The sequence below is a fragment of the Pyxidicoccus sp. M15 genome, from assembly GCF_056858435.1.
On the sequence record NZ_CM166495.1, the window covers coordinates 12,468,006 to 12,480,584 of the forward strand.

The 12,579-nt window shown below is 70.1% G+C and carries 8 protein-coding genes; 5 read left to right on the top strand and 3 right to left on the bottom strand.

What is annotated here, in order from left to right; all coding sequences use genetic code 11:
- Positions 1-112: 112 nt before the first annotated feature.
- The 3 genes from ACX9TP_RS46520 (at position 113) to ACX9TP_RS46530 (ending at position 4,070) form a co-directional block, all read left to right on the top strand.
- Positions 113-1,969 (top strand): penicillin-binding transpeptidase domain-containing protein, encoded by a 1,857-nt coding sequence (locus ACX9TP_RS46520; RefSeq protein ID WP_482977171.1) that lies wholly within the window; start codon positions 113-115, stop codon positions 1,967-1,969.
- Positions 1,970-2,403: 434 nt separating this feature from the next.
- Positions 2,404-3,225: a lipoate--protein ligase family protein gene (locus ACX9TP_RS46525; RefSeq protein WP_482977172.1), complete on the top strand. Its 822-nt coding sequence runs from the start codon at positions 2,404-2,406 to the stop codon at positions 3,223-3,225.
- Positions 3,226-3,641: 416 nt separating this feature from the next.
- Positions 3,642-4,070: a hypothetical protein gene (locus ACX9TP_RS46530; RefSeq protein ID WP_482977173.1), complete on the top strand. Its 429-nt coding sequence runs from the start codon at positions 3,642-3,644 to the stop codon at positions 4,068-4,070.
- Positions 4,071-4,121: 51 nt separating this feature from the next.
- Here the strand turns inward: ACX9TP_RS46530 and ACX9TP_RS46535 are convergent, their stop codons facing one another.
- From ACX9TP_RS46535 to ACX9TP_RS46545, 3 genes are all read right to left on the bottom strand, one after another.
- Positions 4,122-5,072: a TolB family protein gene (locus ACX9TP_RS46535; protein ID WP_482977174.1), complete on the bottom strand. Its 951-nt coding sequence runs from the start codon at positions 5,070-5,072 to the stop codon at positions 4,122-4,124.
- A 117-nt stretch (positions 5,073-5,189) separates the two neighbouring features.
- Positions 5,190-5,963, bottom strand: coding sequence for a LytR/AlgR family response regulator transcription factor (locus ACX9TP_RS46540; RefSeq protein ID WP_482977175.1), 774 nt, complete (start codon positions 5,961-5,963; stop codon positions 5,190-5,192).
- Entirely contained in the window at positions 5,960-7,012 is a 1,053-nt protein-coding gene (locus ACX9TP_RS46545; protein ID WP_482977176.1) for a sensor histidine kinase, read from the bottom strand. Before ACX9TP_RS46545 ends, ACX9TP_RS46540 begins: the two co-directional genes overlap by 4 nt.
- A 141-nt stretch (positions 7,013-7,153) precedes the next feature.
- Here ACX9TP_RS46545 and ACX9TP_RS46550 point away from each other — a divergent pair, with 141 nt between their 5' ends.
- A complete protein-coding gene (locus ACX9TP_RS46550) occupies positions 7,154-9,946 on the top strand; it encodes a hypothetical protein (protein WP_482977177.1) in 2,793 nt (930 codons plus the stop codon).
- Between the two features lie 214 nt (positions 9,947-10,160).
- A complete protein-coding gene (locus tag ACX9TP_RS46555; protein WP_482977178.1) occupies positions 10,161-12,557 on the top strand; it encodes an FG-GAP repeat domain-containing protein in 2,397 nt (798 codons plus the stop codon).
- Positions 12,558-12,579 lie beyond the last annotated feature (22 nt).

Genomic DNA, 12,579 nt, shown 5'->3' on the forward strand with positions numbered 1-12,579 from the left:
CGCGCAGCGCTGTCTCCCTCCGTGAGGAGGGAGACACACCGCGTGTGCCATGGCGGCGGCGGTGCCTCCTTCGTGCGTGACGCCGTGACTTCCGCGCAGCAGAGTGCGCCGCATGTCCTGGCGAGGGTGGAGGGTTGGAGTCGGCGTCGCGCTGTCCCTGCTGCTGTCGGCCTGCGCCACCGTGCGCGGCAGGCCCGCGGACGGGCCGGTGGACGAGGCCGAGGCGTACCTGCGGGCGTGGACGTCGAGCGACATGGCCGCCTTGAAGCGCGCGGTGGCCGGGCCGCCGGCGAACTTCGAGGAGCAACACCAGCGCTTCCGCGACGGGCTGCGCGTCGTCTCCTCCCGCTTCGAGCTCGGCCGCGTCGAGCGCGACGGAGAGAGCGCGACGGCCACCTTCCGCGCCGTCCACGTGCTGCGCGGGCTCGGTGAGTGGGAGCTGGAGGGCACACTGCCCTTCGTGCGCCGCGAGGGGCGCTGGCTGGTACGGTGGACTCCCGCGGTGCTCCACCCGCAGGCGCGCGAGGGCGACCGCTTCTCGCGCACCCGGACGTGGTTGGAGCGGGCCCCCCTGCTGGACGCGTACGGCGAGCCGCTCACCCACGTCGGAGAGGTCATCACCATCGGCGTGGACCCGTCGCGCGTGCGCGACCGCGCCGACGTCACCTCCGCGCTCCAGGCGCAGCTCGAGGTGGACCCGGCGCGCGTGGAGAAGGTCCTGAACGCAGCGGGCCCGGCCGAGCGCTTCGTGCCCCTCATCGACGTGCGCCCCGAGCGCTACCAGCTCGTGCGCCCCGCGCTGGCGCCCGTGCCCGGCATCTTCTTCCGCAAGAAGACGGCCCGGCTGTCTCCGTCGGAGGGCTTCGCGTCTCACACCCTTGGCCGCGTGGGCGAGGTGACGGCCGAGCTGCTCGCGCAGCTGGGCCCGCTGTACCAGCCCGGAGACATCGTGGGCCTGTCCGGGCTGGAGCGGGCCTTCGAGCCGCAGCTCGCGGGAACGCCCTCGGGCGAGGTGCTCCTCACGCGCCCGTCGGGAGAGGCGCAGGTCCTCTACCGCTTCGAGGGGAAGCAGGGCACGCCGCTGACCACCACGCTGCGCCCCGCGCTGCAGACGGCCGCGGAGGCTGCGCTCGAAGGCGTGGCGCAGCCGGCGGCGCTGGTCGCGGTGGACAGCGAGACGGGCGCGGTCCTGGCCATCGCCAGCCGTCCGCTCTCACAGCCGCTGCACCGGGCGCTCACCGGCCGCTACCCGCCGGGCTCCACCTTCAAGGTCGTCACCACGGAGGCACTGCTCGCGCGGGGCATGGATGTGAATGCTCCGGCCCCCTGCCCGCCCACGGTGGCGGTGAATGGGAAGTCCTTCCGCAACTTCGAGGGCGAGGCGCTTGGAGCCACCACGCTGCGCGGAGCCTTCGCGCACTCGTGCAACACCGCCTTCGTGCTGCTGTCCACGAGCCTCGGCGGTGGGGCGCTCGGCGAGGCGGCCCGTCGCTTCGGCTTCGACGTGGAGTACCACCCGGGGCTTCCCTCCTCCGGCGGCACCTTCCCCGCGCCGCGCGACGCCGTCGAACTGGCCGCCGCGGCCATCGGCCAGGGACGGGTGCTGGCCACGCCGCTGCACCTGGCCTCCGTCGCCGCGGCGGCCGAGTCGGGCCGGTGGCGCGCGCCCTACCTCGTCACGGACCTGGACGACGGGCCGAGCGCGTCGCTGGCGGACGGCACCCGGGGAGCGCTGAATCTGCTGATGCGGTCCGTCGTCACCGAGGGCACGGGCCGGTCGGCTGCGGGAGTACCGGAGCTCGCCGGCAAGACGGGCACCGCGGAGTTCGGCACGGTCCCCCCGCTGCCCACGCACGCGTGGTTCATCGGCTTCCGCAATGGCATCGCCTTCGCCGTCCTGGTGGAGGGCGGAGGCGTGGGCGGCCGGGTCGCCGCCCCCATCGCCGCGAGGTTCGCTGCGGCGCTGTGAGCGCGCCGTCACCTGCCACCCGGCCCGCAGCGGGGAAGGAACGTTCCTTCCTGCCGCCCGACCTCGGCACAGTCCCTGGCGGAATGAGCGTTCCTTCCAAGCCACCGGTGTCCGGGCGGCGGCCTGTCGCGCGGAATGAGCGTTCCTTCCAAGCCTCCGGTGTCCGGGCAGCGGCCTGCCGGACGGAATGAGCGTTCCTTCCAAGCCTCCGGTGTCCGGGCGGCGGCCTGTCGCGCGGAACGAACGTTCCTCCCTGTCACCCGGCGCTGGCGCGGCTCGCTCGACGGAAATGAGCATTCCATCCAGCCCCAGCGTCGGCACCGCCCCCGGTGGAAGGAACGTTCCTTCCGGCCACCTGGCATCCCGGGGAAGCCCCACCGGGAGCGTCCCGCCGCTGGCATTGCGTTCCCGACCGAAGTGGAGAGGATGCCCCCATGTCTCCGTCCATCCCCGCCGAAGCGCCCCACGCATGGAACGTCATCGAGCCTCTCGAGGAGTCCCCGGGCTCCTGGCAGATGGCGCTCGACGAGGCGCTGCTCGATGACGCCTGCGCGCGGGCAGACTTCGTCCCCACCCTGCGCCTCTATGTCTTCCGTCCCGGCTGCCTCAGCCTCGGCCGAACGCAGTCCTATGCGAGCGTCGATGCGGCCGCGGCGCAGGAGCAGGGGCTCGAGCTGGTACGCCGGGTGACAGGCGGCTCGGGCGTGCTGCACCACGGAGAGCTGACCTACAGCTTCATCGCCCGCGTCGGCGCGCCGTTCACCGACAGCATCGAGCAGAACTACACCCTGCTGTCGGAGGCCATCGCCACCGGCCTCGCGAGCCGCTTCGGCGTCCGAGCCGACCTGGAGCCCTCGCGGCCCGAGCGCAGCCTGGCCAGCGGCGCGTGCTTCCTCACCCCTGCCCTCAAGGAACTGAAGGTGAACGGGCGCAAGCTCGTGGGCAGCGCGCAGCGGCGGCAACGCGGGGCATTCATGCAGCACGGCGCGCTCCCGCTCGTGACGGACTACGCGCTGCACGCACGCCTCTTCGGCCTGGAGCCCGAGCGCCTTCGCGGAGCGATGATGGACCTGAAGGAGGCCGCCGGCCGCGAAGTCAGCCACGCCGAGGCCGCGGAGGCTCTCAAGCAGGGCTTCACCGAGAGCCTCGGCGCGCAATGGACCTCCGTCTCGATTGCGCCGCACGTGCGCGCCCGCGCGGAGGTGCTCGTCGCGGAGCGCTACGGCCGCGAGGACTGGACGCGCGACGCCATCTGACGTCCCTCGACACCTCCCGAAGGTGGAAGGACGAACCACGTCCCCACCACCCGCGCCCACCGCTGGCTCCCGCACGAGCCGCCATGCCTGCTCCCGCCAACCGGCCAGGCTGAGCGTTCCCCAGCGGAGCCGGTCATGACCGAGGGCGACTTCGCCGCGATGCGAGCCGGCGCCGCGGCCAGGAGCGGGTCGACCCCGAGGCGTAGCCCCTCAGTGCCGGAGTCCAGGGGCCATGCCGATTGCCTGACACGTCCTGCCGCGTGCGCCTCTCCGCCGCGAACCTGGGGCTGTGTTCCCTCCAGAGTGGAGGTGTGTTTGTCTTGAAGGACGACGACACCTGGGACCGCCTCGACTGAAACGGGCGGACGCATCCTCCCTGCCGTCCATGGTTCCGAAGTGCATCAGGAGAACCCACCATGCTGAAGCTTCTGTCCCGTCAGGCGCTCCTCGTCGTGGTCAGTGCCTCGCTGTACGCGTGCGGCGCACCGCCGCTGGAGGAGGGCACGGCACCCGAGCTCGGCAGCAGCGAGCAGTCGCTCACGTCCTATCTGACGTTCACCCGCGACATCGGCTCGGGGGACACCGACTTCACGAACAACGTCAGCAGCGGCCCCGGGCCCTACACGTACTACTGGAACAGCACCGAGTATCACCACTGGGACGGCAGCACCTGGGTGACCGGCTGGCACCAGGGCGGCAGCACCGAGTTCTTCTACTGCCCGCGCGCGCCCAACCGCGGCGACGAGTACCTCTGGTCGCTCAAGGTGGAGGCCTACGCGGTGGACGCCAACGGCGTCGCCTCCGCCGTGGTGTACAAGACGCTCCCGTGCAGCGTCGCCCGGTAACGAAGGGAAGGCGCCCACACCTCCGCGGGCGTGGGCGCCCACCGTCACGGCTCAGCGGAACAGGCAGCGCGTATCGAGCCGGTAGAAGTCGGACGGAACGAACGGGTTCCACGTCTGCCGCACGAAGTAGAGCTGGCGCAGGTCACGGCTCACCAGGGGGTGGAACTCGTCCTTCTCCGTGTTCACCGCCGGGCCCAGGTTGATGGCCTGGGACCAGGTGCCGCCGCGGTTGTAGCTCACGTAGAGGTCGCCCAGCCCGTACCCGTCCGGCCGGTTGAGCGTGGCGAAGACCATCAGCCGCCCATCCGGAGACACCCACGGGTTGTACTCCCACGTGTCCGGGCTGTTCACGCCAGGGCCCAGGTTCTCCGGCAGCGCGTAACCCGTCCTCGTGCGCACGGAGCGGTAGATTTCGAAGTCCGAGTCGAACGTGCCGCTCGCGTAGTACAGCGTCCCGTCGTTCGTCACGCTCACGTAGAGCTCCTGCCGCACGGAGTTGACGTTGGGCCCCAGGTGCTCGGCCGGCCCCCACCCGCTCCCGACGCGGCGCACGACGTAGAGGTCGGTGTCGTCGCGCAGCACGCCATTCACCGGGCGTATGGACGAGAAGTAGAGCGACCGGCCGTCCGGGGAGATGAACGGGTCCGAGTCCTGGTACGTCCCCGAGAACGGCGCCACCTCGCCAGGGGTCCAGTGTCCATTCACCAGGCGCGTCACGTAGATGGTCTGGTACGGCGGCGCCTCGTGGTCGACGTGGTAGTACGCCGTCCGCCCGTCCGCGGAGATGGAGAGCCGGTACTCCGAGCGCTCCGGCAGGGAAATCTCCCCGGGCGCGAAGAGGCTGCCCCCCGGCTCGCAGGCCGCATGCCCCAGCGGCTCGGCGGCTTCGTCCAGTTGCCACGCCTCGTCCGCCACGACGGGCTCAGGGGGATTGCACGCCACGGTGGCCGACGACGTGGCGAGGATGAGGGACAGGGACCACTGCTTGAGCGACGGATGCATGCGCTGCCTCCTGGGTTGTGAGGAGACAGTCGCCCCGCCCCGCTCAGGGGTCGACGCCGATGTGACGAACGGTGGAGGTCCGGGGACGAACGGTGGAGCCGCGCATGCGGCCCCGCCTCACGAGGGCAGGTCGAGCGCCTGTTGAAGCCGCGCGCGATAGCTCCGGCCGGTGGTGAGCTTCGTGCCGTCGCGCAGCAGCAGCACGTACTCGCCCGGAGGAAGCGGCTCCACCTCGTCGATGCGGTCCAGGCGCACGATGAACGAGCGGTGGACCCGCATGAACTTCGCGGGGTCCAGCTTCTCCTCCAGCGCGCTCATCGTCTCCCGGGCGAGGTACGACTGCTTCCCCATGTGCACGGAGACGTAGTTGCCCTCCGCCTCCAGGTAGTCGATGTCCTCGACGCGGAGGAAGCGCATGCGCCAGCCCACCTTGGTGATGAGCCGCGTCGCATAGCGCTCCTGTGCCGGGGGCCGGGGGAGCGCGAGTGACTCGAGCCGCTCCAGCAAGTCCGTGGCCGGGGAGCGGCGCCGCTCCCGCGCCCGGGAGAGGCTCACGCGGAAGCGCTCCTGGTCGAACGGCTTGAGCAGATAGTCGAGCGCGTTGGCCTCGAATGCCTGCACCGCGAAGTCGCGGTGGGCCGTGACGAAGACGACGGTGGGCAGCTTCTCGGGCGCCACCGCGCGGAGGACGCCGAAGCCGTCGGGCGCGGGCATCTGCACGTCCAGGAAGACGAGGTCCGGACGCGCCGTCTCGATGGACGCGATGGCCTCGCGGCCGTCCCGGCACTCGCCAATGACTTCCATGTCGGCTTCCTCGGACAGGAGGTCCTTGAGGCGCTCGCGGGCGAGCGGCTCGTCATCGACAATCAACACCCGCGTCCGAGGCGTCATGGGGATGGCACCGTGCGGAAGGGAATGGCGAGCGTCACCGAGGCGCCGCCGCCGGCCGCGCCCCGCAGCTCCAGCCGGTGGTCGGTGCCGTAGAGCTGCTGCAGGCGCTCGCGGGTAATCCACAGCCCCTTCCCGCTGCTCGCGTGCGCGGGAGCGGGAGCAGGGGCGGCGTTCAGGCCCACGCCATCGTCCCTCACCTCCAGGAGGAGCGCGGGGCCCTCGCGGCGCGCGGCCACCGTCACCGTCCCCGGGGCGGAGCGCGGGGCGATGCCGTGCTGGATGGCGTTCTCCACCAGGGGCTGGAGGACAAGGTGGGGCACATGCGCACCGAGCGTCTCCGGTGCGATGTCCTGGGTCACCGTCAGCCGGTCTGCGAAGCGCACCCCCTGGATGTCCAGGTAGAGCTGCAGGGTGCGCAGCTCCTCCTGCAGGGTGACTTCCTCCCGGGTGGCCGCGTCGAGCGTGCCGCGCAGCAGCGCGCTCAGCCGCGCAATCATCCGCTCACTGCCGCGCGGGTCCCGATGCACCAGGGCGGAGATGGAGTTGAGCGCGTTGAAGAGGAAGTGCGGATGGAGCTGCGCCTTGAGCACGTGCAGCTGCGCGCGGGCGAGCTGGGTGTCCCGCAGCCGGACCTGGTCGGCGTAGTAGACGGCGTGCGCCACCCCGAGAATCGTGAGGTAGATGAAGGGGTTGTAGAGCAGCGCGTGCGCGAGCACGTCGAGGAACGCGGGCGGCTGGCTGTACCAACCCACCCACGGCTCCGTCAGGAAGATGACCGTCGCGCGGAACAGTGACACCGCGAGCGCACCGGCCACGTGGAGCATGACGCGTGAGGTCAGGTGCCGCCGCTCCAGCGGAAAGCGCAGCCCGAACCACAGGACGGCAATCGTAATGGGCGTCCACAGGAGGTTGGAGCTTCCCCAGGTGCGCAGGGCGTGCTCCCAGGTGGCACCTCCCACGTCGTGGGCTTCGCTCGCGGCCGCCAGACCCGACAGGGCCCACCAGGCGAACGCGGCCAACCACCACCGCCAGTTGATACTGCGTGTCATGTGCAAATTGTATGCGGTCTTGACACTTCATTGTTGGCTATCGCCCATTTACAGGGACTGCCGCACAGGCGTTTGATTCCCCACAGCCCCCTATCCTCGCGCCCATTCACGAGTACGGGGGCAGACACCTCAGGGGGAATCATGCAATCCAGTTGTGTTACTCGTCGAGACAGCTGTCGTGCGGTTCTCGTAGGGCTGTTGCTTTCAGTCGTCCTGGTAGGAACCTCCGCGTCAGCGGCACCGTTCGCCCTCTTCGAGAGCGGTCAGGTTCGCCCCCTCGCACTCTCTCCCAACGGAAAGCTGCTCTTCGCCGCCAACACGCCGGACAACCGGCTGGAGATATACCGGGTGGAGAATAGCGGCCTCGTCCACCAGGGCTCGGTGCCCGTGGGCCTGGAGCCGGTCGCCGTCGCGGCGCGCACCAATGACGAGGTCTGGGTCGTCAACCACCTGTCCGACAGCGTCAGCGTCGTGCGCATCGACTCGGGCGGAGGCAGCGGCACGGTGACGCGCACGCTGCTCGTGGGTGACGAGCCTCGCGACATCGTCTTCGCCGGCCCGGGCCGCAAGCGCGCCTTCATCACCGCTGCGCACCGGGGACAGAATGCCCCGTTCGACCCGCAGCTCACCACGCCGGGCGTCGGCCGGGCCGACGTCTGGGTGTTCGACTCGGAGAACCTGGGCGGCACGCTGGGCGGCAACCCGCTCACCATCATCTCCCTCTTCGGCGACACGCCCCGCGCGCTCGCGGTGACGCCGGACGGCTCGCGCGTCTACGCGGCGGTGTTCCACTCCGGCAACCGCACCACCGTGGTCGCCGAGCGCATCATCCCCGACGGCGGCGAGGCGGCGGGCGGCAACCCCGCCCCCAACACCAACTTCCAGGGCGTCCCCGCACCCGAGGTCGCCATGATTCTCAAGCACAACGGCCAGGACTGGCTGGACGTGGTGGGACGCCCGTGGACGGACAAGGTGCGCTTCTCGCTGCCGGACAAGGACGTGTTCGCCATCTCCGCCAACGCCAACCCGCCCGTGCAGCTGCAGGGCTCCGCGGGCTTCTACAAGGGCGTGGGCACCATCCTGTTCAACATGGCCGTCAACCCCGTGAGCGGGAAGGTCTACGTCAGCAACACCGAGGCCCGGAACGACTTGCGCTTCGAGGGCCCCGGCACCTTCGCCGGCACCAGCCTCCGCGGGCACCTGCACGAGAGCCGCATCACCGTGCTGGGCGCGGGCGGCGTCACGCCCCGGCACCTCAACAAGCACATCAACTACGCCGCCTGCTGCGCGCCGGTGCCCAACGCGGAGAGCGAGAAGAGCCTCGCGCAGCCGCTGGGCATGGCGGTGACGTCCAACGGCGCCACGCTGTACGTCGCGGCCTTCGGTTCCTCCAAGCTGGGCGTGTACTCCACCGCCGCGCTGGAGGCGGACACCTTCGTGCCGAACGCGGCCAACCAGATTCAGCTCACCGGCGGCGGCCCCACGGGCATCGTGCTGGACGAGGCGCGCGGGCGCCTCTACGTGCTCACCCGCTTCGACAACGCCATCTCCGTGGTCAACACCACCACGAAGCAGGAGGTGGCCCACCTGCCCATGTTCAACCCGGAGCCGGCGAGCGTGGTGGAGGGGCGCCCGTTCCTCTACGACGCCCGGCGCAGCTCCAGCCACGGCGACTCGTCCTGCGCGAGCTGCCACATCTTCGGTGACTTCGACAGCCTGGCCTGGGATTTGGGCAACCCGGACGGCACCGTGAAGCTCAACCCGAGCCCCATCATCCCGGTGCTGCCCGAGTTCGGTGATGACCCGACGCTGGGGCAGGACACGTCCTTCCACCCGCTCAAGGGCCCCATGGTGACGCAGAGCCTGCGCGGCATGGCCAACCACGGCCCCATGCACTGGCGCGGAGACCGGAACGGAGGCGACACCGCGCCCAGCTCGCAGCCGGCCAGCGGCTCCTTCAACGAGGACGAGGCCTTCAAGCAGTTCAACCCCGCCTTCAAGGACCTGCTCGGGCGCAGCGCGCAGCTCACCCCGGCGGAGATGCAGAAGTTCACCACCTTCATCCTCCAGGTGATGTACCCGCCCAACCCCATCCGCAAGCTGGACAACTCGCTCACGCCGGAGCAGCAGGCGGGCCGGGACTTCTTCTTCAACGTCACCACCGACTTCCAGGGCGCGTGCAGCTCCTGCCACATGGTGGAGTTGAATGCCAACCCGGGCGAGGGCCTCGCCAAGGGCTTCTTCGGAGCGGACGGCCGCTCCGGCTTCGACGCCGGCAGGCAGTTCCCCAAGGTGCCGCACCTGCGCAACCAGTACCAGAAGGTGGGCATGTTCGGCGTGGCGTTCACTTCGGGCAGCACGGTGCCGGAGGATGCCTTCCTCGGTGACCAGGTGCGCGGCTTCGGCTTCAACAGCGACGGCACCATTCCCACGCTGTTCCGCTTCGGGAGCGACTTCGACCTGAGCCTGCTCAACCCCGTCGGCATTCCGCTCACGCCGGAGGGCACCACGGCGAAGAAGAACATGGAGCAGTACATGCTCGCCTTCGAGAGCAACCTGGCGCCCATCGTCGGGCAGCAGGTGACGCTCACCTCGGGCAACGTGTCCGTGACGAGCCCGCGCATCAACCTGCTGCGGCAGCGCGCGGATGCCAGTGAGTGCGACCTGGTGGCGAAGGGCCGGGTCGCCGGGCAGGACATGGGCTTCCTCTACGCCGGGAATGGGAAGTTCAAGGGCGACCGGCAGGCCTGGCCGCTCGTGTCCGACTCGGACCTGCGGCTGGGCGTCGTCCTGGGCAACGGGGTGCTGACGTACACCTGCGTGCCCCCGGGCTCGGGCTCGCGCATCGGTCTGGACCGGGACCTGGACGGGCACCTGGACGGAGACGAGCTGGCGGCGGCCACCGACGCGTCGAACCCTCTCAGTCACCCCTGAGCCGGGCGGGCCGTTTCGATGCCCTGAAACGGACCCGGTAGCATCTGCACGCCGGGCCCGGGTGTCACCCGGGCCCGGCACTGCCAGGCAAGGACTTCATGAGCGACGTCGGCACCCACGACGGAGCCCCGGGCGCACTAGCATGCAGTCGGCCATCACCCGATGGCCCCACTCGACTGGATGCAACGACGTGAAGAGAAACGACTCGAGGGTCATGGCCGGAGTCATGACCCTGTTCTGCCTCCTCCAGCCCGGCCTCGCCCTCGCGGACTCCCGTTGCTCCCTGCCGGAGCCGCCTCCGACCTGTGACCTGCTCCCGGACCCGGAGCCCGGCGCGACAGACCCGGCGCGAGGCCCCCGCTGGATGCACGAGGGCAAGCCATTCTTTGTCATCGGCCTGTTCGACTACCCCAAGTACGCCAGTCCTGGCGCCCCCGAGAATCCCAACCAGGAGCGCTCGGACAAGGCCCTGGCTGAGCTCGCGGGGTCTGGCATCAACACCGTGAAGACAGACCTCCAGACGCTCACGGGTCCGGACCTCGACCGCATGGGGCGCTACGGCGTGCACGCCATCGCCGAGGCCTGGAACTGGAAGTTCACCGACGAGCCGGGCCACGAGCTGCACTGGGTGCGCGAGACGTCCCAGCATGTCGTGGGCAGCGCGCTGGACCTGAAGATTCAAGAGGTCAAGGGGAAGGAGGCCCTCCTCGCGTACGACACCCACGATGAGATGGGGTGGAACAAGGAGGGGCCGGGGCAGATTGCGCTGTTCCCGGACGGCAGCATCGACTGGCCGACGACGAATCGTCAGCGCGCGCGCATCCCCAGCCTCGAGCAGGCGGTGAGCTTCCGCGCCTTCGTCAACTCGCGCGACCCGGCCCACCACGTCGTCGCCACGGAGCCCGGTGCCAGCGGTTCGAGCGGCCGACCTGACTTCACCCGGGCGCGGTACCGCGCGTGGCAGGCCGGTTCGAATGCCTGGGCCCAGGACACCTACCCCATCTACTTCGTCGGTGAGGATGGCGTGACGCCGCCCTTTCCCACCGTGGACCTCAACCCCGTGGGCACCACCGTCGGCGCCATGGAGTTCATCTACGACGACGATGACCTGGCGCCCCACTCGCCCACGGGCCCCATCTTCATGGTGCTGCAGGGGCAGGGCTACAACGAGTGCTGCTACACGTGGGGGAAGGACAGCCGTCGCGGCCGCCGCCCGGAGTACGCGGAGCAGCGCTTCATGGCCTTCAGCTCGGTCATCCACGGGGCGCGCGGCGTCACCTGGTGGGGGACGGAGGACATCGAGCTGTCCTCGACGGCCTGGCATGACATCAAGCGGGTGGCCAGCCAGCTGCGCTATCTGGAGCCGGCGCTGAGCTCCACCGACCAGCAAGGCAACTTCACGCTGCCGGCCGGCCTCGAGGGCCTGCACCGGCGCGTCGGCGCGCGGAACTACTTCATCGTCGCCAACCGGACCGCGCAGCCTGTCTCCGGCCTCATCCGTCCCAGCACCTGGCGCGCGTCGCTGGGCGTGCGCGTCCTGTTCGAGGGACCGAGGACGCTCGCCTATATCCCCTCGCTGGGCGGATGGACGGATGCCTTCGCGCCCTGGGCGGTCCACGTCTACACGGACTCGCCGCTGTCCCATCAGAAGGACGACTTCGATGGTGACGGCATCTCGGACCCCTCCTGGTACTGGACCTCGCCCGCGCTGCCGGAGCCGGGCCTGTTCACGGTCCAGGCCAGCTCCATGCCGAGGCTGATGCGCTTTCCCGCGGGGGAGAACGATGACGTCCCCCTGACGGGCGACTACGACGGTGACGGCATCACCGACTTCGCGCTGCACAAGGCGCGCTCCAGCACCATGAACTGGGGTGGCTGGTTCTCCGTCTGGTTGAGCGACTCCCAGCAGTGGCGCTGGTTCACGCTCGGGCAGCCGGGAGACGTGCCGGTCGCCGCGGACTACGACGGCGACGGCACCACCGACTTCGCCGTCTATCACCGGTACACCAGCCCCGTGTACGACAGCCGCGCGGCGGGGCTCGTCTACGGAGAGTTCCAGTGGAAGTCGAGCCTCCACGGAGACCTGCGGACCTTCCCCATGGGCGAGCCCGACGACAGTCCCGTGGTGGGGGACTTCGACGGAGACGGCAAGGACGACTTCACGCTGTACAAGCGCCGCACCAGCTCCATCAACTGGGGTGGGTGGTTCACCCTCTGGCACAGCGCGACCCAGGCGTGGCAGTGGGTGACGATGGGACAGGAGGGGGACGTGCCCGTCATCGGCGACTACGACGGGGATGGCACCAGCGACTTCGGTGTCTACACCCCACGCTGGCCGGCGAATGACGGCGGTGGCCACTACACCCTGCGCCGCAGCTCGAACGGGACCACGTACTCCGTCACCATCGGCGAGCCCGACGACGTCCCCGTCACGGGTGACTATGACGGGGACGGACTCACGGATGTCGCCGTCTACAAGCGCCGCGCCAGCAACATGAATTGGGGCGGCTGGTACACCATCCGCTACTCCGCATCCGGCGTTGAAGGCTGGCCCGACCGCCCCGGCGTCCGGCCGGGGGAGTCGCCGGCCGGGCACGCCTGGCAGCAGTAGCGCGCTTCCACGCTCCACCGGG

What these genes read in the sequence shown, in the direction of transcription:
- ACX9TP_RS46525 (WP_482977172.1), top strand. Translation starts at nt 2,404, where the DNA reads ATGTCTCCGTCCATCCCCGCCGAAGCGCCCCACGCATGGAACGTCATC.
- ACX9TP_RS46535 (WP_482977174.1), bottom strand. Translation starts at nt 5,072, where the DNA reads ATGCATCCGTCGCTCAAGCAGTGGTCCCTGTCCCTCATCCTCGCCACG.
- ACX9TP_RS46550 (WP_482977177.1), top strand. Translation starts at nt 7,154, where the DNA reads ATGCAATCCAGTTGTGTTACTCGTCGAGACAGCTGTCGTGCGGTTCTC.
- ACX9TP_RS46555 (WP_482977178.1), top strand. Translation starts at nt 10,161, where the DNA reads ATGGCCGGAGTCATGACCCTGTTCTGCCTCCTCCAGCCCGGCCTCGCC.
- ACX9TP_RS46545 (WP_482977176.1), bottom strand. Translation starts at nt 7,012, where the DNA reads ATGACACGCAGTATCAACTGGCGGTGGTGGTTGGCCGCGTTCGCCTGG.
- ACX9TP_RS46520 (WP_482977171.1), top strand. Translation starts at nt 113, where the DNA reads ATGTCCTGGCGAGGGTGGAGGGTTGGAGTCGGCGTCGCGCTGTCCCTG.
- ACX9TP_RS46530 (WP_482977173.1), top strand. Translation starts at nt 3,642, where the DNA reads ATGCTGAAGCTTCTGTCCCGTCAGGCGCTCCTCGTCGTGGTCAGTGCC.
- ACX9TP_RS46540 (WP_482977175.1), bottom strand. Translation starts at nt 5,963, where the DNA reads ATGACGCCTCGGACGCGGGTGTTGATTGTCGATGACGAGCCGCTCGCC.